We start from the raw sequence: 19,579 nt of genomic DNA, 5'->3' as shown, positions 1-19,579 counted from the left end.
TCTCCCGTCCCTCAGGTCCGCGCGGGCGGTCTTCAATCGCCGCCGCATCCGCCCGAGGTCTGCTCAAGCTGTGGGTGCGGCGGCGGGATCGTCAAGATTGAGCGGTCAGGCGGTGAAGGTCATCGTGCTCAACACCTGCTCCAGCACCACCAGCGGCATGGCCCCGCGCAGCAGCACGTCGTGGAAGGCCTTGGGGTCGAACTTCGCGCCGGCCTTGGCCTTGGCGACGTCGCGCAGGCGCTCCCACTCGGTGTGGCCGATCTTGTAGCTGCAGGCCTGGCCGGGCCAGATGCAGTAGCGGTCGATCTCGCGCTGCACCCGCGAGCGCGGCATGCCGGTGTTGTCGACCATGTAGTCGGTGGCCTGGGCGCGGCTCCAGCGCTTGTGGTGCATGCCGGTGTCGACCACCAGGCGCACGGCGCGGAACTGCAGCGACTGCAGGAAGCCGATCTCGCCCAGCGGGTCGTCCTTGTAGGCCCCCATCTCGGCGGCCAGCTGCTCGGCATAGAGCGCCCAGCCTTCGCTATAGGCGGCGAAGCCCATGCCGGCCCGGCGCAGCATCGGGATCTCCTGCGAGCCCAGGGCGATCGAACCCTGCCAGACGTGACCGGGCAGGGCCTCGTGATAGGTCAGGGTCGGCAGGCTGAACTTCGGCCACTCCGTGGTGTCCTTGAGGTTGATGTAGAAGCGGCCCGGGCGCGCGCCGTCCAGCGACGGCGGCTGGGCGTAGCCGTTTGGGGCGCCGTCCTCGATCTCGGGCGGCACGCGGACGATCTCGACCGGGGCGGAGGGCAGGGTGCGGAACTGGGTCGGCAGCTGCGCGCGGATCGCCTTCGTCTGGGCGTTGAGGTCGGCCAGCAGCTGGGCGCGGCCGGCGTCGGTGTTGGCGTAGAGCTGGTCGGGGCGGGCCGACAGGGCCGTCAGCCGCGCGGCGACCGTGCCGGTGGTCAGGCCCTGCTTCTTCAGCAGCACGTCGATCTGGGCGGTCAGGTCGGCCACCTGGTCGAGGCCCAGCTTGTGGACCTCCTCGGGCGTGCGGCGGGTGGTGGTCTGGAAGGCCAGGGCCCCGGCGTAGAAGGCCTCGCCCATCGGCAGTTTCCAGGCCCCGGCGTCGCCAGTGGCCTTGGGGCGCAGGGCCTCCAGGGCGGCGATCTGGCGGTCGAGGGCCGGCTGCACCTTGCCGCCGACGATGGCGCTGGCGCGCGCCGACCAGTCGCTGGAAAGGCCCGCCTTGGCCGCGCGCGCGACCAGGGACTGGACGATGCTGGTCTGTTCGGGCGCCGGGGCGCGCTGGCGCTTCAGCTGGGCGAGCCCCGCGTCGAGGGCGAAGTCCGGGGCCAGAACGCCGGCGGCGGCGTCCATCTTGAACGACGTGGTATTGTCGTCGAGGACCTTGGCGTAGGCCTCCAGCCGCGAGAGATAGGCCTCGGCGTCTTCCCTGGTCTTCACCGGGTGGCGGGAGTCCAGAAAGTCCGGAACGGACTGGTAGGGGCCGGTCAGCTGGCTCAGCACATAGGGCGAATAGGGGGCGTAGCCGAAGCCGGCCGGGCCTTCGCCGTAGGTGAACTTTTCGCCGCCCTCGACGATGCGCTTGTAGGTGTAGGTGGTGACCTCGTGGTCGACGCGGGCGGCCGGCGACAGCTGGGTCGGGTCGATCCTGGCCAGGGCCGCGACGCGGTCCTTGCGCTGGGCGACCCAGGCGGTGCGGGCCGCGCGCGAGCCGTCGTTCAGCTGGGCGCGCTGGCCGGCGCGGGCTCCGACGTCCAGGCCCCGGCTGGTGGCGGTCTCGGGCGAGGCGTCGAGGTCGGCTTCCCAGAACCGGTCCAGCAGCGCCTTGAGCTCGGCGTCCTTCGCGCCCAATGGGGATCCAGGCGCGGCGAGGGCGGGCGAGACGGCGAACGGCGTCAGCGCGACGCCCAGCAGAAACTGACGACGATCCATGAAAACTCCCCCGCGCCCCTGCGCTGTTTCGGAGATACGTTATCCGATCAGGGGGCGCGCGCCAGCGCCCCTCGACTCCGTAGCGATTCAAGACGAACCTGTCGTCGAGATAGAGGAGTTGGTCGATGAGCAGTCCCAAAGGCGCCTGCCTGGTGGTGGGTGTCGGCGACGGGGTCGGCGGCGCGATCGCCAAGGCCTTCGCGGCCGAGGGCTACACGGTCTGCATGACCCGTCGCCCGCGCCACCTCGAGCAGCTGGAGGCCCTGGCCGCCGAGATCCGCGCCCAAAGCGAGAAGGGGAGCGGCGGCCAGGCCCGCGCCTACGGCGTCGACGCCCGCCGGGAGGCCGAGATGATCGCCCTGGTCGACCAGATCGAGGCCGAGGTCGGGCCGCTGGAGGTGGTCGTTTTCAACATCGGCGCGAACGTCCGCTTCGGCCTGGTCGAGACCACGGCCCAGGTGTTCAGCAAGGTCTGGGAGATGGCCTGCTTCGCCGGCTTCCTGACCGCGCGGGAGGCGGCGCGGGTGATGGTCCCGCGCGGTCGCGGCACGATCCTGTTCACCGGGGCCAGCGCCAGCCTGCGCGGCAAGGACGGATTTTCGGCCTTCGCCTCGGCCAAGGCCGGCCTGCGGGCGGTGGCGCAAAGCGCGGCGCGGGAGTTGGGGCCGAAAGGGATCCACGTGGCCCATGTCGTGGTCGACGGGGCGATCGACGGGGTCTTCACCCGCTCGGTCCGCGAGGATGTCCAGGGCCTGCTGGATCGCGACGAGATCCTGAAACCCGCCGAGATCGCCGCGAACTATGTCTGGCTGCACGGCCAGCCGCGCTCGGCCTGGACCCACGAGATCGACCTGCGGCCCCATTCTGAAACTTGGTAGGGGGAGAAAGCTGGTGAACGCCATGAGCAAGAGTGTCGACTTCATCTTCGACTTCGGCAGCCCCAACGCCTACCTGGCCTGGAAGGTGCTGCCGGAGATCGCCGCCCGCCACGGCGCGAGCGTGACCCTGCTGCCGTGCCTGCTGGGCGGCATCTTCAAGGCCACCGGCAACCAGGCCCCGGCTATCGCCTTCGCCGGCGTCAAGGGCAAGATGGACTACGAGATGCTGGAGATGCGCCGGTTCATCGAAGCGCACGGACTGGCCGCGTTCCGGTTCAATCCGCACTTCCCGGTCAATACCCTGCTGCTGATGCGCGGCCAGATCGCCGCCCAAAGAAGCGAAATGGGGATGGGCGTCGGCGAGGCCTATCTCGGCGCCATGCTGAAGGGCATGTGGGAGCAGGGCCTCAAGCTCGACGATCCGGAGGTGTTCGTCGCCACGGCGAACGCGGCCGGCCTGGACGGCGCGGCCCTGCTGGCGGCGACAGGCGACCCGGAGGTGAAAGCCCAGCTGATGGCCAACACCGAGGCGGCCGTCGCGCGCGGCGTCTTCGGCATCCCGACCTTCTTCGTCGGCGGCGAGATGTTCTTCGGCAAGGAACGGCTCGGCCAGGTCGAGGCCGAGTTGGCGAAGGGGTAGGGGGGCTCAAATCAGCGGGGCCGTCCTCGTCCTTCGACAAGCTCAGGATGAGGACGAATTTCAGCGCCGTATCTCAGTAGAAAACCTCATCCTGAGCGTGTCGAAGGATGAGGTTTTCGCTCCCCCTAAGCCTTGGCCATCAGCCGCTGCTCGGCCAGCACGCCGAACTCATGACCCAGGCGGATCATGGCTTGCGCCAGGCCGTCCATCTGCGCCTCGGTGTGGGCCGCCGAGATGGCGCAGCGCAGCAGGCTCTCGCCCGACGGCGTGGCCGGCGGCAGGCCGATATTGACGTAGTAGCCGGCCTCCAGCAGCGCGCGCCACATGGCCAGGGTCGTGGCGTCCGACTCCAGGCACACCGCGACGATCGGGCTGGGCGTCGAGCCCAGCTGGAAGCCGGCGGCCTCCAACGCGCCGTACAGGCGGCTGACATTGGCCCACAGCTTGGCGCGCAGGTGCGGGCGTTCCTTCACGGCTTTCAGCGAGGCGCGCACGGAGGCGACGGTCGCCGGCGGCAGCGAGGCGGTGAACATGTAGGGGCGGCAGGCGATGCGCAGGATGTCGAACTGCTCGTGGTTGGAGACGCAATAGCCGCCGACCGCGCCCAGGCTCTTGGAGAAGGTGCCGACCACGAAGTCGACCTGATCCAGCAGGCCTTCCTGTTCGGCCAGGCCGCAGCCGTTGTCGCCCAGCACGCCCATCGAGTGGGCCTCGTCCACCAGGATATAGGCGCCGTGGCGCTTGGCGACCTCGACGATCGCCTTCAGCGGGGCCATGTCGCCCAGCATCGAATAGATGCCCTCGACGACGATCAGCTTGTTGCCCGGCTCGCCCTCCAGGCGGCGCAGGCGCTTGTCCAGGTCGGCGGCGTCGTTGTGCTTGAAGCGGATGGCGCTGGCCTGCGTCTGCTTGCAGGCGTCGTAGATCGAGGCGTGGCTGTCGGCGTCCAGCAGCAGGAAGTCGCCGGCCCCGACCAGCGTCGAGATGATGCCGAGATTGGCCTGGTAGCCGGTCGAGAACACCATGGCGTGGGCCATGCCGTGCAGCTCGGCCAGTTCACGCTCCAGCGCGACGTGGTCCGAGAACGAGCCGTTGGCGATCCGCGAGCCGCAGGTGCCCGTGCCCTCGCGGCGCACCGCCTCGACCGCGGCCTCGATGCTGGCCTCGTCGAAGGCCAGGCCCAGATAGTTGTGCGTACCCACGGTCACGGTCTTGCGGCCGTTGATGATCGCCTCGCTGGCCGAGAGGAGCTGGTCCATCACCACGCCGGTCGGCATCTGGCCGGAAGCGCGAGCAGTCTCGTAGCGGGCGGCCAGGGCGGAGTGGCTGTCGAAGAGTCCCAAGTGCGTGCTTTCTGAATTCGGCGCGGAGGGTGGTCGTAAGGTTCCGCTTGTTCGGAAAATGGAATACAGTCTAAAAATAGACGCATCAATGAAAATGGATTCTATTCCAAACTCTGGGATGGCTCTGCGGGAGCTGGGCAAGGCGCGCCGATATGCCGAGATCGTCGGCGCGGCGGCTGTTCTGTGGCGTGAGCACGGGTTTGACAAGGTCTCGTTGAGTCAAATCGCCGCGGCCGCCGAGGTCTCGCCCCAGACCATCTACAACCTGATCGGCGGTCTCGACGCGGTCGGGTTGGCGGTCATCAACGTGGCCATGAACCGGGTCGAGTCGCTGCTGTCGCGCTCCTCGGCGAAAGGCGTGGCCTTCGCGCTGGAGGCGGCGCGGGCCTCGGCCCAGCTCTATATCGACGACAGCCATCTCTATCGCCAGGTGCTGGTGCGGATCCCGCGCGTGCTGTTCGAGGGCACGCACCTGGGCCGCGACGTCGCCCAGATTGTCATCCTGGCGATGATCCAGGCCCAGGCCGCCGGCGAGATCGCGCCGCACGTCGATCCCGACCGGCTGGGCCGGGTGATCTACGCCAACTATCTGGGCGCGATCTACGACTGGGCCTGCGGCGACGCCAGCGATGAGGTGTTCCTGGAAACCAGCCAGGTCGCCGTGCTGGCGCCGGCGGCGGCTTGCGCCACCGACGCGGCCAGGCCGGGCCTGACGGCGCAGCTCTATTCGATGCTCCGCTGCCCGAACGCGGCCTGAGCTAAAGGGCCCTAGAGGCTTTGACTCTCCCCTGACCACCTGCTAAACGCCGCGCCTCGCTCCCGAACCCCGGTTCTGGGGCGTGCTTGTCGTTTCGACGACACGCTCAAATCCGTGGGAGGGCCGCCAAGCCCGCACCACGGCTCACCAGCGAGGGCCCTCGGCCCTCACGAGAGGATACCATGGCTAAGAAGATCCTGGGCTACATCAAGCTCCAGGTGAAGGCTGGCTCGGCCACGCCTTCGCCCCCCATCGGCCCGGCTCTGGGTCAACGCGGCGTCAACATCATGGGCTTCTGCAAGGAGTTCAACGCGCGCACCGAGAACGTCGAAAAGGGCACGCCCCTGCCGACCGTGATCACTGTCTACCAAGACAAGTCGTTCACCTTCATCACCAAGACGCCCCCGGCGACGCACTACCTGAAGCAGATCACCGGTCTGAAGTCGGGCGCGAAGCTGACCGGTCGCGAGACCGTCGGCGAAGTGACGCGCACGCAACTGCGCGAAATCGCCGAAAGGAAGATGAAGGACCTGAACGCCAACGACATCGAGGCCGCGGCCAAGATCATCGAAGGCTCCGCCAAGGCCATGGGCCTGAAGATCGTGGAGGCCTAATCACATGGCTAAGCAACCCAAGCGCATCACCGCCTGGACCGGCGATCGCGAAGCGACCCATTCGGTCGAAGCCGCCATCGCCCTGGTCAAGGCCAACGCCAAGGCCAAGTTCGACGAGTCGATCGAGATCTCGGTCAACCTCGGCGTCGATCCGCGTCACGCCGACCAACAGGTCCGTGGCGTCGTGAACCTGCCGTCGGGCACCGGCCGTGACGTCCGCGTCGCCGTCTTCGCCAAGGACGCCAAGGCCGCTGAAGCGACCGCGGCGGGCGCCGAGCACGTCGGCGCCGAAGACCTGTACGAAAAGATCGCCGGCGGCTTCATGGACTTCGATCGCGTCATCGCGTCGCCGGACATGATGGCCCTCGTCGGTCGCCTCGGTAAGGTGCTGGGCCCGCGCGGCCTGATGCCGAACCCGAAGGTCGGCACCGTGACCCCGAACGTCGGCCAAGCCGTTAAGGACGCCAAGGGCGGCGCCGTCGAGTTCCGCGTCGAGAAGGCGGGCATCGTCCACGCCGGCATCGGCAAGGCCTCGTTCACCGACGAAGCCCTGGTCATCAACGTCAAGGCCATGATCGACGCCCTGAACAAGGCCAAGCCGTCGGGCGCCAAGGGCGTCTACGTGAAGCGCATCGGCCTGTCGTCGACGATGGGTCCGGGCTTCAAGGTGGACACCGCCTCGGTCGGCTAATCGCCGTTCGAAGCTTGAGTTACCTGGACGGGCGCTGGAGCGATCCAGCGCCCGTCTTGCGTTTGGGGGGTGGTTTTGCGGGGCGGCCGGGCGATGTTATCTTCGGCCTGAGGTGGAGGTTTCGATGTCTATCCACGTTCGTGATCCCGAGGTCGACGCGATGGTGCGGTCCTACGCCGAAGAACAGCGCGTCGGTATCGATGAGGCCATCAAGCTGGCCGTGACCAAGGCGCGCGCGGCCGATGAAGACGATCTGGCCAAGCGACGCGCGGCGCTGAAAGCGATCCGGGATGAGGTCGCCTCGTGGCCGCGAACAGGCGAGGTCGCGGACAAGGCGTTCTTCGACGAACTATCAGGCGACTGATGTTCGTGGACGCCTCAGCCTGGACGGCAATCATTCTCAGCGAGCCCGAGGCGGACGCTTTCGAGGCGAAGCTCATGGCTTCCGACCGCGTGCTGACCTCGGCGATCGCGAACTGGGAGACCGCTCGGGCGGTCATGAAGATGACGCTACAATCTCAGTCGCGGGTGCAGGCGATCATCGCCGGCTATCAACTGGGCGTGCGCGCAACGCTCGTGGAGATCGGTCAGGCTGAGCAAAGCCTGGCGCTTGAGGCCCATGCCCGGTTCGGAAAAGGCGTCCACCCCGCAAGGCTCAACATGGGCGACTGCTTCGCCTATGCCTGCGCCCGGGCTCACGGCGCGCCCCTGCTCTACAAGGGCGATGATTTCTCCCATACCGACATTCGGGCCGCTTAGATTGATCGACAGTGTTTTCGACGTCGCCGTGATCGGCGGCGGGCCGGCCGGGCTGATGGCGGCCGAGACGGTCGCCCAAAGTCTAGGGGGAGCGGCCGGCAAGTCCGTGGCGGTGTTCGAGAAGATGCCGACCTTCGGGCGCAAGTTCCTGATGGCCGGGCGCGGCGGGCTCAATCTCACCCACGCCGAGGACTTCGAGCGGTTCGGCCAGCGCTACGGGGCGCGGTCGGCGGCCCTGGCGCCGATGCTGGAGGCGTTCGCGCCCAAGGATCTCACGGCCTGGGCCGAGGGGCTGGGACAGCCGACCTTCGTCGGGGCCAGCGGCCGAGTGTTTCCCAAGGCGATGAAGGCCTCGCCGCTGCTGCGGGCCTGGCTGGCGCGCCTGGAGGGGCAGGGCGTTCAACTGCGCACGCGGGCCGAATGGACCGGCTGGAGCGCCGACGGCGACCTGCTGATCAACGGCGAGGTCGTCCGTTCTCGGACGGTAGTGCTGGCCCTGGGCGGGGCCAGCTGGGCAAGGCTCGGCTCCGACGCGGCCTGGGTTCCGGCGCTGGAAGGGCAGGGCGCGGCCATCGCGCCGTTCCGCGCCGCCAACTGCGGCTTCGACGTCGCCTGGAGCGCGATCTTCCGCGAGCGCTTCGCCGGCGAGCCGCTCAAGAACATCGGCCTGCGCCATGGCGAGGCCAGCGCGCGGGGCGACGCCATGGTCGCCGGCTACGGCCTGGAGGGCGGGGCGGTCTACGCCCTGGCGGCCAGCCTGCGCGATGCGATCGAGGCTGACGGGAGGGCGGCGCTGACCATCGACCTGCGCCCCGATCTGCCGGTCGAGACCCTGGCGCGCCGGCTGGGCGCGCCGCGCGGCGGCCAGAGCCTGGCCAACTTCCTGCGCAAGACGGTCAAGCTGTCGCCCGTCGAGGTCAACCTGCTGCGCGAGGCGCACGGCCTGGACCTGCCGAGCGAGCCGGCCGCCCTGGCCGCGGCGATCAAGGCCGCGCCGATCGCGCTGACCGCCGTCCAGCCGCTGGACCGGGCCATCTCCGCGGCTGGCGGCGTGACGTTCGAGAGCCTGGACGGCCTGGCGCTGAAGGGCCGTCCCGACGTGATCCTGGCTGGCGAGATGCTGGACTGGGAGGCCCCGACCGGCGGCTACCTGCTGCAGGCTTGCTTCGCCACCGGCGTGGCGGCGGGGAAGCAGGCGCTGGCGAGGCTCTAGGGTTTCATCGCCGCCCGGATCTTCGCCGCCATCGCTTCCAGGTCCTTCGGATCGGCCGGCGCGTTTTCAGCCAGGTAGACGGGCTTGCCGGCGATGCGCGGGATCACGTGGACATGCAGATGCGGCACGCTCTGGCCGACGCCGTTGTTCTGCAGGATCATGAAGCCCTCCAGCCCCAGGGCGTCGACCTCCGCCTGGCCGACCTTCTGGGCGACGGCCATGACCTTGGCGATATCCTTGGGATCCATCTCCAGCAGGTTGCGGGCCTTGGAGGTCTTGGAAATCACCAGCACGTGGCCGGCCTCCAGCGGGGCGCGATCCATGAAGGCCAGGACGTCGGCGTCCTCATAGACCTTCCAGGCCGGCAGCTCGCCCCGGATGATCTTCGCGAACGGGTTGTTCGGGTCGTAGGCGGCCTTCAGCGGAATGCGCGACCCGGCCGGCGTGATCGTCGGGTCGAACCGGGCCAGCCAGCGGATCACCTCGCTCTCCAGGGCGATGCGCGAATCCGAGAAGCTGTGGTCGGTGGGGTAATAGGCCTCGGTCAGTTCCCTGGCCCCGGCGGCCTTGGCGGCGGCGGCAAGCTTGCGCGTGCCGGGCGCGCCGGCGAACTCGGCACCGATCAGCAGCACCGGACGGTCGGAGATCCTGGCGGTGAGTTTCTCGAGGTCCAGCTTGGCCGCGTCGCGCTCGATCTCGGCGACCAGGGCTTCGGAGGTCGTGGCCAGCGGCGCGGTGTCCGGGCGCATGGCCTCGGCCGCGCCCCTGCGGGTCTGGTCACTGGTGATCCTGGCGGCTTCCTCGCCGATGTCCCACGAGTCGATCAGCACCGCGCCCGCCACGCGCGGCTCGGCGGCGACGGCGTCGGCGGCCATGAAGCCGCCCATGCTGTGGCCGGCCACGACGATGCGCTTGGGATCGATATGGTATTTGGCGACATTGGCCGGATCCAGCAGCCAGGCCACGGCCGCCTCGCCGTCGGCGCGGGCGTTGGCGAAGCTGAACTGGCCCTGGCTGCCCCACGAGCCGCGATAGTTGATCCGCATCGCGTTCCAGCCCGCCCGGCGGACGGCCTGCAAGAGGTCGATATTGGTCTCGTTGCCCGGGAAGCCGTGCAGGAACAGCATCGTCGGGTGCGGCTGCGTCCCCGAGGCCAGGTAGAGGATGGCGTTGACCTTGGATCCGGCGATGTCGACCTGGAACGCGGCCATGTCGGCCGGATGGTCCTTGTCGCGCGCGGGATCGGCGACCACGGCCCGCGGCGTCGGCGGGGCCTTCAGCTCGGCGAAGGCGGGACTGGCGACGGCGAGCAGAAGCGCGGTGAGCGCGGCGACGGTGCGGTGCATGGCGGGTTCCCCTCGGAGCTTGGGCCATTAGAGCCTGACCGTGAGGTGTTTTGGGAGGGGATTTCCGCGCGCTGTTGATATCCCGTCGATCTTCGTCTATACGGCGCGCCTCTTCGACGGACTCCGGTCCGACGAAGAACCTGTTTGAGAACTACGGGGCGTGGGGTCACCAACGCCGTAATCGAGGAAGAGCCCTTCCTCGCCGTCGGGAGACAGGGATAGAGACGCCAAGGTCTCCCGCTCGTGACCCCTTCCCAGGAGGGGATGTCCGAGATCGGAGCGCGGCCGACTTTCCTTGGAACAGGCATATGCGACTCGCGCGCGGGAGCAATTCCGCATGAGACCGCATCTGGCTGCCGGAATGGTCCGGCCGCTGCTAACTGAGTAGGAGACCGCAATGGACCGCGCTCAAAAGCAGGAGTCGATTGAATCGCTGAAAAGCGTGTTCACCGACGCCGGCGCTGTCGTCGTGACCCACTACATGGGTCTGACCGTTGCGGAAATGACCGACCTTCGTCTTCGCCTCCGCAAGGAAGGCGCCGCGATCAAGGTTGTGAAGAACACCCTGGCCCTCAAGGCTCTGGACGGCAAGCTTGGTGATACGGGTTCCGCCCTGTTCACCGGCCCGGTCGCCATCGCCTACGGCCCGGACGCCGTCTCGGCCGCGAAGATCGCGGTGCAGTTCGCCAAGGAAAACGACAAGCTTAAGATTGTCGGTGGCGTTCTGGACCAGACCAACGTGCTCGACGAAGCCGGCGTGCGTGCTCTGGCGACCCTGCCGTCGCTGGACGAACTGCGTGGCAAGCTTATCGGCCTCATCCAGGCTCCGGCGACCAAGATCGCTGGCGTCCTGCAGGCCCCGGCTGCCCAGCTGGCTCGCGTTTTCAACGCCTACGCGACCAAAGACGCCGCGTAACGGTCATCCCCGCATATCTATCCCAATCTCTCTTTAGGAACTGACACATGTCGAAGCTCGAAAAGCTGGTCGAAGAACTGTCCACCCTGTCGGTGCTGGAAGCCGCTGAACTGTCGAAGCTGCTGGAAGAAAAGTGGGGCGTCTCGGCCGCCGCTCCGGTCGCCGTCGCCGCCGCTGGCGGCGCCGCCGCTCCGGTTGAAGCCGCTGAAGAGCAAACCGAGTTCACCGTCGTTCTGACGAACGGTGGCGACAAGAAGATCAACGTGATCAAGGAAGTCCGCGGCGTCCGTCCGGACCTCGGCCTGAAGGAAGCCAAGGACCTGGTCGAAGGCGCTCCGCAGAACGTCGTCGAAAACGTCTCGAAGGCTCAAGCCGACGAAGTCGCCAAGAAGCTGACTGAAGCCGGCGCCACCGTCCAAATCAAGTAATCTGGGCCCCGCCCTGGACATTTCGACCATGTCGGAATGTCCAGCCTTTTACAGGAAATCGGAGCCCCTTGGGGCTCCGGGCGGGGACTGGGTTCCTTTGGAACTGGCGAGCGGGCCCGGAGGGAAACCTCCGGGCCCGTTCTGTTTCGCGGCGCTCGCGCCCGCCGACGGCGTGCGGCGAAATGCTGGCCAAGATTGTATCCGGAGCGGCTCTGTAGCAGTTTCGTCCTCGACCATGGCCGAGTCAGATCCCGAACCGGGTCAGCGGGCCCAGGAGAGGCGACGATGGGGGCGATCTGGGATTGGTTGATCAACCCGTCCGGGTTAACGCCGCACGGCTTTTGCCTGAGCTGGGCGCCTGGGCTGGTGGCGACGCACGTGATCGCCGACGCGCTGATCGGCCTGTCCTACTTCTCGATCCCCCTAGCCATCGCCGCCTTCGTGCGCCAGCGGCCGGACATCCGCTACAGCTGGGTGGCCTATCTGTTCGTGGCCTTCATCCTGGCCTGCGGCACCACCCACCTGTGGGCCATCCTGACCCTATGGTTCCCCGCCTATGGCGTCGAGGGCGTCATCAAGGCGATCACGGCGGTGCTGTCGATCGCGACGGCCGCCCTGCTATGGCCCCTGATTCCCAAGATCGTCGCCCTGCCGTCGGCCAAGCAGCTGGAGCAGGTCAACGCCACCCTGGCCCAGCGGGTCGCCGAGCGGACCGCCGAGCTGGAGGCCGTCAACGGCCAGCTGACCGAGGCCTTGGCCGATCGCACCCGAGCGCTGGCCCAGCGCGACCTCCTCCTGCGCGAGGTCTATCACCGGGTGAAGAACAACCTGCAGATCATCGACGGCATGCTGGCCATGCAGAGCCGCAGGCTGGACGACGAGAGCGCCCGGTCGGCTCTGGCGACCATGCGGGGGCGCGTCTACGCCCTGGGCCTGGTGCATCATCAACTGATGGAATCGACGGACCTCGAGACCTTCGACATCGCGCCGTTCCTGCGGGAACTGGCCGACAATATCGTCCAGGGCGGCTCGACCGAGAACGTGGAGCTGTCGGTCGAGGCCGCGCCGTTGCCGGTGGGGTTGGACTTCGCCATCCCCCTGGGCCTGATCGTCACCGAACTGGTGACCAACTCGCTCAAGCACGCCTTTCCCGACGGCAAGGGCCGCATCGAGGTTTCGCTGGTGCGTTTGGATGACGGCCGGCTGGAACTGGCCGTGTCCGACAACGGCAAGGGCTACGCGCCCGGCGAGACCAAGACGGGCTCCCTAGGCGGCACGATCATAGAGGGTTTGGTGACGCAATTAGGTGGTACAATGAAGGTGCGACACGACAAGGGCGTGCGCACCGAAATCACGATCCCGGGGGCGGCGCCCGCATGAACCACCTCTCCAACAGCGTGCTGGTCGTGGACGACGAGTTCCTGATCGCCCAGGGACTTTGCATGCAGGTCGAGGAAATGGGTCTTCCCGTCTGCGGCTCGGCGGCGACGGCGAACGAGGCCGTGGTCCTGACCCGGCGGCACCGCCCGGCCGTGGTTCTGATGGACATGCGGCTGCGCGGCGAGGGGGATGGGGTCGACGCGGCCCTGGCGATCCACGCGACGGTCGGGTCGAAGGTGATCTTTCTGACCGGCTCGCGCGAGCAGGAAACCATAGACCGCATGCGCCTGAGCCGTCCGGCGGCGATCCTGTTCAAGCCCGTGTCCGAGCGCGCCCTGCGTTCGGCGATCCACGCCGCTATGGCGTCCTGAAGAGTTCAACATGATCCATCGTCGTCACCTGATCGCCGGCGGCCTGACCCTGGCCGCCGGACCCGCCTTCGCCGCCGACGGTCTCGCCCAGGAAGGTCTGGGCGGCATCCGCATGCCGGCCTCGGTGATCGACAGCGAGTTGCGCGGCCTGTCGCCGACCGGCGGCAAGCGCTACTGGGCCTCGGGCTCGAAGGGGTGGCTGATCCGCGGGCATGACGAGCGCCAGGACGCCATGCGGATCATCGGGGCCGAGACGCTGGACTTCCGCGGCCTGCACGCCTTCGACGACAACCACGTCCTGGCCATGAGCGCCGGGCCCGGCGAGGCCTCGCAGCTGTGGCGCACCCAGGACGGCGGCAAGACCTGGAAGCGGATCGCCGCCAACCTGGACCCGGAAGGCTTCTGGGACTCGATCGCCTTCGTCGACAGCCGGCGCGGCTTCATCCTGGGCGACCCGACCAGGGGCCGGTTCACGGTGCTCTACACCGCCGACGGCGGCGAGACCTGGGCGCGGCTGAAGGACGAGGGCGTGCCGCCGGCCGCGCCGAACGAGGGAGCCTTCGCCGCCAGCAACGGCTGCGTGGCGATCGGCCCGCGCGGTCAGGTCGCCTTCTGCACAGGCGGGGCGGGCAAGGCGCGGGTCTATGTCTCGCGCGGCGGGGGCGGGGTGTTCGTGGCTGCCGACACGCCGATCCTGGCCGACGCTCCGTCGAAGGGCGCCTTCGCCGTGGCCTACGACAAGCATGGCGCGCTGTGGGTCTGCGGCGGCGATTACCAGAAGCCCAAGGCCGAGGGCGTCAATCTGGCGCGGCTGGATCCGGGCCGCGTGAGCTTCGAGCCGGTCGCCGCGCCGGCCGGCTACCTGTCAGGGATCTCGGTGAAGGGTTCGACCGTCATGGCCACCGGCCTGGCCGGGACCATCGTCAGCCGCAAGGGCGGGCCGTTCCAGCAAGTCTCGGCCGCGCCGATGAACACGGTGCGGCTGGCCTCGGAGAAATCCGCCGTGCTGTGCGGACCCAAGGGTTCGATCGGTCTCTGGCGGGCCTGAGGCGGCAAAAGGCGCCGCCTCGCTTCCGGGAAAGCTGAAGCTTTTCAACGCCACTCGCGTTGGTGCGATTCTTGCAACCTCCAGGCGTGTTCGCCTTGGAGGACGGGATGTCGGTCTCGGGTATCGGAAACGGAAACTGGTCGGCCTACGCCGTCGCGAGCGCCGAGCGCACGCGAGGGACCGCGAACGCCCGCGTCGACAACGGTCCAAGCAGCGACGTCGACAAGGTTCGCGAGAAGGGCCTCACGGCCTTCGCCAAGGAGGCCAAGGCCGAGGCCTGGGCCGAGAAGGTGCGCAAGTGGCGCGACGAGGCCATGAAGGCGATGGGCCTGACCCAGGAGAAGCTGGACGCCATGTCGCCGGAGGACCGGGCCAAGGCGATGCAGCAGATCGACGAGTATGTGCGGCGGAAGATCGACGAGGCGATGGAGGCGGCGCGCGAAGAGGCCAAGCGCAAGGGCCAGCCGCTGGGCGGGACGGGCGTTCCTCAATTCGTGGACTTCAGCGCCTAGAGGGGGGAACGCCAAGCGTCGCCGTGCGCTAATGGCGGGTATCACCAAGGAAGCTTCGCCATGCTCAAGGTCGCCGGTGTTCTGCTCGTCCTGATGATCCTGTTCGGGATCCTGGGTTTCGTCGCCAACGTGGCCGGCGCGATCACCAAGGTCGCGTTCTTCGTCTGCCTGATCGCCCTAGGCGTCTCCCTGGCGATGAAGGCGCTGAAGAAGGGCTAATTCCGCCGATCTCCCGGCGAATGCCGGGGTTCAGATCGAATCCGACGAGGCCGGTCTTCTGGACGAGGCTTTGGAGCGAGAACACCCTAGCCTCTCGGACTGCATCTGGGCCCCGGCATTCGCCGGGGAGGTCGGGTGTTGGAAGCTCGGGTCAGCCTATTTACGCCCGTTTACGAATCCCCCTTTTCTTCCCCGCTCGGTTCCCCTATATCCCCGCGTTCACGATTACATCGGCGGAGCGCTTTGGCGCGTCCGTATTACGCCCCGAGGCGCGATCAGCCGCCCTCCGATCCGCGCGAAGGGGCGCCCATCAGGCTTCCGGTCCCGGTCGCCCGATAGGGGAATTCCAGCGTCCGCGGCTCCCTGAGAAGGCGAGCGGCGAGGGTGGACGCTACGGACATTCTAATTCACGCGCGGATTCCGTCCGCGCCGCAGGGAAACAACATGGCGCAATCCTTCACCGGCAAGAAGCGGATCCGGAAGTCTTTCGGCCGCATCCCCGAAGCTGTGCAGATGCCGAACCTGATCGAGGTTCAGCGCTCTTCCTACGAACAGTTCCTGCAGCGCGAGGTCCGTCCGGGCCAGCGCCGCGACGAGGGCGTCGAGGCGGTCTTCAAGTCGGTCTTCCCGATCAAGGACTTCAATGAGCGCGCGGTGCTCGAATACGTCTCGTACGAATTCGAAGAGCCCAAGTACGACGTTGAAGAGTGCATCCAGCGCGACATGACCTTCGCGGCGCCGCTGAAGGTTAAGCTGCGCCTGATCGTGTTCGAAACGGAAGAAGAAACCGGCGCCCGCTCGGTCAAGGACATCAAGGAGCAGGACGTCTACATGGGCGATATCCCGCTCATGACGGACAAGGGCACCTTCATCGTCAACGGCACCGAGCGCGTCATCGTCTCGCAGATGCACCGCTCGCCGGGCGTGTTCTTCGACCACGACAAGGGCAAGACCCACGCCTCGGGCAAGCTGCTGTTCGCCGCCCGCGTGATCCCGTACCGCGGCTCGTGGCTGGACTTCGAGTTCGACGCCAAGGACATCGTCTACGTCCGCATCGACCGTCGCCGCAAGCTGCCGGCCACGACCTTCCTCTATGCCTTGGGCATGGACGGTGAAGAGATCCTGACCACGTTCTACGACGTCGTCCCGTTCGAGAAGCGCAGCGGTGGCTGGGCCACCCCGTACAAGCCCGAGCGCTGGCGCGGCGTGAAGCCGGAGTTCCCGCTGGTCGACGCCGACACGGGCGAGGAAGTCGCTCCGGCCGGCACCAAGATCACGGCTCGCCAGGCCAAGAAGTTCGCCGACGGCGGCCTGAAGACCCTGCTGCTGGCCCCGGAAGCCCTGACGGGCCGCTACCTGGCGCGCGACGCGGTCAACTTCTCGACCGGTGAAATCTACGCCGAAGCCGGCGACGAGCTGGACGTCACCTCGATCCAGGCCCTGGCCGACCAAGGCTTCGACACCATCGACGTGCTCGACATCGACCACGTCACGGTCGGCGCCTACATGCGCAACACCCTGCGGGTGGACAAGAACGCCGTCCGCGAGGACGCGCTGTTCGACATCTATCGCGTCATGCGTCCGGGCGAGCCGCCGACCGTCGAAGCCGCCGAGGCGATGTTCAAGTCGCTGTTCTTCGACGCCGAGCGCTACGACCTGTCGTCGGTGGGCCGCGTGAAGATGAACATGCGCCTGGAGCAGGACGTGTCGGACGAAGTCCGCATCCTGCGCAAGGACGACGTCCTGGCCGTGCTGAAGGTCCTGGTGGGCCTGCGCGACGGTCGCGGCGAAATCGACGACATCGACAACCTGGGCAACCGTCGCGTCCGCTCGGTCGGTGAGCTGCTGGAAAACCAGTACCGCGTCGGTCTGCTGCGCATGGAACGCGCCATCAAGGAACGCATGTCGTCCGTCGACATCGACACCGTGATGCCGCACGACCTGATCAACGCCAAGCCGGCCGCGGCCGCCGTGCGTGAATTCTTCGGCTCCTCGCAGCTGTCGCAGTTCATGGACCAGACGAACCCGCTGTCGGAAATCACCCACAAGCGTCGTCTCTCGGCCCTCGGCCCGGGCGGTCTGACCCGCGAGCGCGCCGGCTTCGAAGTCCGCGACGTTCACCCGACCCACTACGGCCGGATCTGCCCGATCGAAACGCCGGAAGGCCCGAACATCGGTCTGATCAACTCGCTGGCCACCCACGCCCGCGTCAACAAGTACGGCTTCATCGAGAGCCCGTACCGTCGTGTGAAGGACGGCAAGCCGCAGGACGAAGTCGTCTACATGTCGGCGATGGAGGAATCCAAGCACGTCATCGCCCAGTCGAACATCAAGGTGGTCGACGGCGAGATCCTGGAAGACCTGGTCCCGGGCCGCATCAACGGCGAACCGACCCTCCTGCAAAAGGAGACGGTCGACCTGATGGACGTGTCGCCGCGCCAAGTCGTGTCGGTGGCCGCCGCCCTGATCCCGTTCCTCGAAAACGATGACGCCAACCGCGCCCTCATGGGCTCGAACATGCAACGTCAGGCCGTGCCGCTGGTGCAGTCGGACGCCCCGCTGGTCGGCACCGGCATGGAAGCCGTCGTCGCCCGTGACTCGGGCGCCGTCGTCATCGCCAAGCGCACCGGCGTGGTCGAGCAGATCGACGGTACGCGTATCGTCATCCGCGCCACCGAAGAAACCGACGCGGCCCGTTCGGGCGTCGACATCTATCGGATGTCGAAGTTCCAGCGTTCGAACCAGTCGACCTGCATCAACCAGCGCCCGCTGGTGAAGGTGGGCGACCGGATCCGCGCCGGCGATATCATCGCCGACGGTCCGTCGACCGAGCTGGGCGAACTGGCCCTGGGCCGCAACGCGCTCGTCGCGTTCATGCCCTGGAACGGCTACAACTTCGAAGACTCGATCCTGATCTCCGAACGCATCGTCCGCGACGACGTCTTCACCTCGATCCACATCGAGGAATTCGAAGTCATGGCCCGCGATACGAAGCTCGGCCCGGAAGAAATCACCCGCGACATCCCGAACGTCGGCGAGGAAGCCCTGCGCAACCTCGACGAAGCTGGCATCGTGGCGATCGGCGCCGAGGTCCAGCCGGGCGACATCCTGGTCGGCAAGGTCACGCCGAAGGGCGAAAGCCCGATGACGCCGGAAGAAAAACTCCTGCGCGCCATCTTCGGTGAAAAGGCCTCGGACGTCCGCGACACCAGCCTGCGCCTGCCCCCGGGCGTCGCCGGCACGATCGTCGACGTGCGGGTGTTCAACCGTCACGGCGTCGACAAGGACGAACGCGCCCTGGCCATCGAACGCGCCGAGATCGACCGCCTGGGCAAGGACCGCGACGACGAGTTCACGATCCTGAACCGCAACATCTCGGGCCGCCTGAAGGAATTGCTGGTCGGCAAGGTCGCTCTGTCGGGTCCCAAGGGCCTGTCGCGCGGCGAGATCACCGCCGAGAACCTGAGCCAGGTGGCTTCGGGCCTGTGGTGGCAGATCGCCCTCGAGGACGAGAAGGCGATGGGCGAACTGGAAAGCCTGCGCCGTCTGTTCGACGAGAACCGCAAGCGCCTCGACCGTCGTTTCGAGGACAAGGTCGACAAGCTGCAACGCGGCGACGAACTGCCCCCGGGCGTCATGAAGATGGTCAAGGTCTTCGTGGCCGTGAAGCGCAAGCTTCAGCCGGGCGACAAGATGGCCGGCCGTCACGGCAACAAGGGCGTCATCTCGCGCATCCTGCCGATCGAGGACATGCCGTTCCTCGCCGACGGGACGCACGTCGACGTCGTTCTGAACCCGCTGGGCGTGCCCTCGCGCATGAACGTCGGTCAGATCTTCGAGACCCACCTGGGCTGGGCTTGCGCCAACTTGGGCAAGCAGATCACCAACCTGCTGGAAGACTGGCAGCACGGCGGTCAGAAGCAGGCCCTGATCGATCGCCTGCGTGACATCTACGGCCCGGACGAAGAGCTGCCGGAAACCGAGGAAGAGCTGATCGAGCTGGCCAAGAACCTGGGCAAGGGCGTTCCGATCGCCACCCCCGTGTTCGACGGCGCGCGCATGAGCGATATCGAGGAGCACCTCGAAATGGCCGGCGTCAATCCGTCGGGCCAGTCGATCCTGTTCGACGGTCAGACCGGCGACCAGTTCAAGCGTCCGGTCACGGTCGGCTACATCTACATGCTGAAGCTGCACCACCTGGTCGACGATAAGATCCACGCCCGTTCGATCGGTCCGTACTCGCTCGTCACGCAACAGCCGCTGGGTGGTAAGGCCCAGTTCGGCGGTCAGCGCTTCGGGGAAATGGAAGTGTGGGCTCTGGAAGCCTACGGCGCGGCCTACACCCTGCAGGAAATGCTGACGGTGAAGTCCGACGACGTGGCTGGCCGGACCAAGGTCTACGAGTCGATCGTCCGCGGCGACGACACGTTCGAAGCCGGTATCCCGGAAAGCTTCAACGTGCTGGTCAAGGAAATGCGCTCGCTCGGCCTGAACGTCGAGCTGGAGAACAGCTGATCCGGACC

19 protein-coding genes are annotated in these 19,579 nt (G+C 67.3%); 16 read left to right on the top strand and 3 right to left on the bottom strand.

Annotated features, from left to right (window positions below):
* Positions 1-105: 105 nt before the first annotated feature.
* On the bottom strand, positions 106-1,941 hold the full coding sequence (locus tag AC1RNC_RS12940) for a DUF885 domain-containing protein (protein ID WP_492886795.1): 1,836 nt from the start codon (positions 1,939-1,941) through the stop codon (positions 106-108).
* Positions 1,942-2,066: 125 nt separating this feature from the next.
* On the opposite strand from AC1RNC_RS12940, the gene AC1RNC_RS12935 reads away from it, so the two are divergent.
* Positions 2,067-2,819, top strand: coding sequence for an SDR family NAD(P)-dependent oxidoreductase (locus tag AC1RNC_RS12935; RefSeq protein WP_492886794.1), 753 nt, complete (start codon positions 2,067-2,069; stop codon positions 2,817-2,819).
* A gap of 22 nt (positions 2,820-2,841) precedes the next feature.
* A complete protein-coding gene (locus tag AC1RNC_RS12930) occupies positions 2,842-3,459 on the top strand; it encodes a 2-hydroxychromene-2-carboxylate isomerase (RefSeq protein ID WP_492886792.1) in 618 nt (205 codons plus the stop codon).
* A gap of 125 nt (positions 3,460-3,584) precedes the next feature.
* On the opposite strand, the gene spt is transcribed toward AC1RNC_RS12930, so the two are convergent.
* Positions 3,585-4,802 (bottom strand): serine palmitoyltransferase, encoded by a 1,218-nt coding sequence (gene spt, locus AC1RNC_RS12925; RefSeq protein WP_492886791.1) that lies wholly within the window; start codon positions 4,800-4,802, stop codon positions 3,585-3,587.
* 118 nt (positions 4,803-4,920) lie between these two features.
* Here spt and AC1RNC_RS12920 point away from each other — a divergent pair, with 118 nt between their 5' ends.
* The 6 genes from AC1RNC_RS12920 (at position 4,921) to AC1RNC_RS12895 (ending at position 8,836) form a co-directional block, all read left to right on the top strand.
* Complete coding sequence (locus AC1RNC_RS12920; protein ID WP_492836036.1) at positions 4,921-5,559, top strand: TetR/AcrR family transcriptional regulator; 639 nt, start codon at positions 4,921-4,923, stop codon at positions 5,557-5,559.
* Positions 5,560-5,741: 182 nt separating this feature from the next.
* Positions 5,742-6,173, top strand: coding sequence for a 50S ribosomal protein L11 (gene rplK, locus AC1RNC_RS12915; protein ID WP_492886789.1), 432 nt, complete (start codon positions 5,742-5,744; stop codon positions 6,171-6,173).
* 4 nt (positions 6,174-6,177) lie between these two features.
* Complete coding sequence (rplA, locus tag AC1RNC_RS12910) at positions 6,178-6,864, top strand: 50S ribosomal protein L1 (protein WP_492886787.1); 687 nt, start codon at positions 6,178-6,180, stop codon at positions 6,862-6,864.
* 124 nt (positions 6,865-6,988) lie between these two features.
* On the top strand, positions 6,989-7,228 hold the full coding sequence (locus AC1RNC_RS12905) for a type II toxin-antitoxin system VapB family antitoxin (protein ID WP_492836031.1): 240 nt from the start codon (positions 6,989-6,991) through the stop codon (positions 7,226-7,228).
* Positions 7,228-7,623, top strand: coding sequence for a type II toxin-antitoxin system VapC family toxin (locus AC1RNC_RS12900; RefSeq protein ID WP_492886784.1), 396 nt, complete (start codon positions 7,228-7,230; stop codon positions 7,621-7,623). Before AC1RNC_RS12905 ends, AC1RNC_RS12900 begins: the two co-directional genes overlap by 1 nt.
* On the top strand, positions 7,589-8,836 hold the full coding sequence (locus tag AC1RNC_RS12895; protein WP_492886782.1) for a TIGR03862 family flavoprotein: 1,248 nt from the start codon (positions 7,589-7,591) through the stop codon (positions 8,834-8,836). Before AC1RNC_RS12900 ends, AC1RNC_RS12895 begins: the two co-directional genes overlap by 35 nt.
* Here the strand turns inward: AC1RNC_RS12895 and AC1RNC_RS12890 are convergent.
* A complete protein-coding gene (locus AC1RNC_RS12890; protein WP_492886780.1) occupies positions 8,833-10,182 on the bottom strand; it encodes an alpha/beta fold hydrolase in 1,350 nt (449 codons plus the stop codon). The two genes, AC1RNC_RS12895 and AC1RNC_RS12890, sit on opposite strands and share 4 nt — an antisense overlap.
* Positions 10,183-10,579: 397 nt before the next feature.
* Between AC1RNC_RS12890 and rplJ the strand changes: the two genes are divergently transcribed.
* From rplJ to rpoB, 8 genes are all read left to right on the top strand, one after another.
* A complete protein-coding gene (rplJ, locus tag AC1RNC_RS12885) occupies positions 10,580-11,098 on the top strand; it encodes a 50S ribosomal protein L10 (RefSeq protein ID WP_492836023.1) in 519 nt (172 codons plus the stop codon).
* A gap of 47 nt (positions 11,099-11,145) precedes the next feature.
* Positions 11,146-11,526 (top strand): 50S ribosomal protein L7/L12, encoded by a 381-nt coding sequence (rplL, locus tag AC1RNC_RS12880; RefSeq protein ID WP_099581159.1) that lies wholly within the window; start codon positions 11,146-11,148, stop codon positions 11,524-11,526.
* A 285-nt stretch (positions 11,527-11,811) separates the two neighbouring features.
* Entirely contained in the window at positions 11,812-12,906 is a 1,095-nt protein-coding gene (locus AC1RNC_RS12875; RefSeq protein WP_492886778.1) for a sensor histidine kinase, read from the top strand.
* Entirely contained in the window at positions 12,903-13,277 is a 375-nt protein-coding gene (locus AC1RNC_RS12870) for a response regulator (RefSeq protein ID WP_492886776.1), read from the top strand. Before AC1RNC_RS12875 ends, AC1RNC_RS12870 begins: the two co-directional genes overlap by 4 nt.
* A 10-nt stretch (positions 13,278-13,287) precedes the next feature.
* Positions 13,288-14,325, top strand: a complete 1,038-nt coding sequence (locus AC1RNC_RS12865; protein ID WP_492886774.1) for a WD40/YVTN/BNR-like repeat-containing protein — start codon at positions 13,288-13,290, stop codon at positions 14,323-14,325.
* 107 nt (positions 14,326-14,432) lie between these two features.
* Positions 14,433-14,837, top strand: a complete 405-nt coding sequence (locus tag AC1RNC_RS12860) for a hypothetical protein (protein WP_492886772.1) — start codon at positions 14,433-14,435, stop codon at positions 14,835-14,837.
* Between the two features lie 60 nt (positions 14,838-14,897).
* Positions 14,898-15,056 carry a hypothetical protein gene (locus tag AC1RNC_RS12855; RefSeq protein WP_492886770.1) on the top strand — a complete coding sequence of 53 codons (159 nt, stop codon included), beginning with the start codon at positions 14,898-14,900 and terminating at the stop codon, positions 15,054-15,056.
* 444 nt (positions 15,057-15,500) lie between these two features.
* The gene (gene rpoB, locus AC1RNC_RS12850) at positions 15,501-19,571 is read left to right on the top strand and encodes a DNA-directed RNA polymerase subunit beta (protein ID WP_492886768.1); all 4,071 of its coding nucleotides are present in this window, start codon (positions 15,501-15,503) and stop codon (positions 19,569-19,571) included.
* Positions 19,572-19,579 lie beyond the last annotated feature (8 nt).

Source organism: Caulobacter sp. GW822-FHT01G02, assembly GCF_058802865.1.
This window is presented reverse-complemented; position numbering and strand designations above follow the sequence as displayed.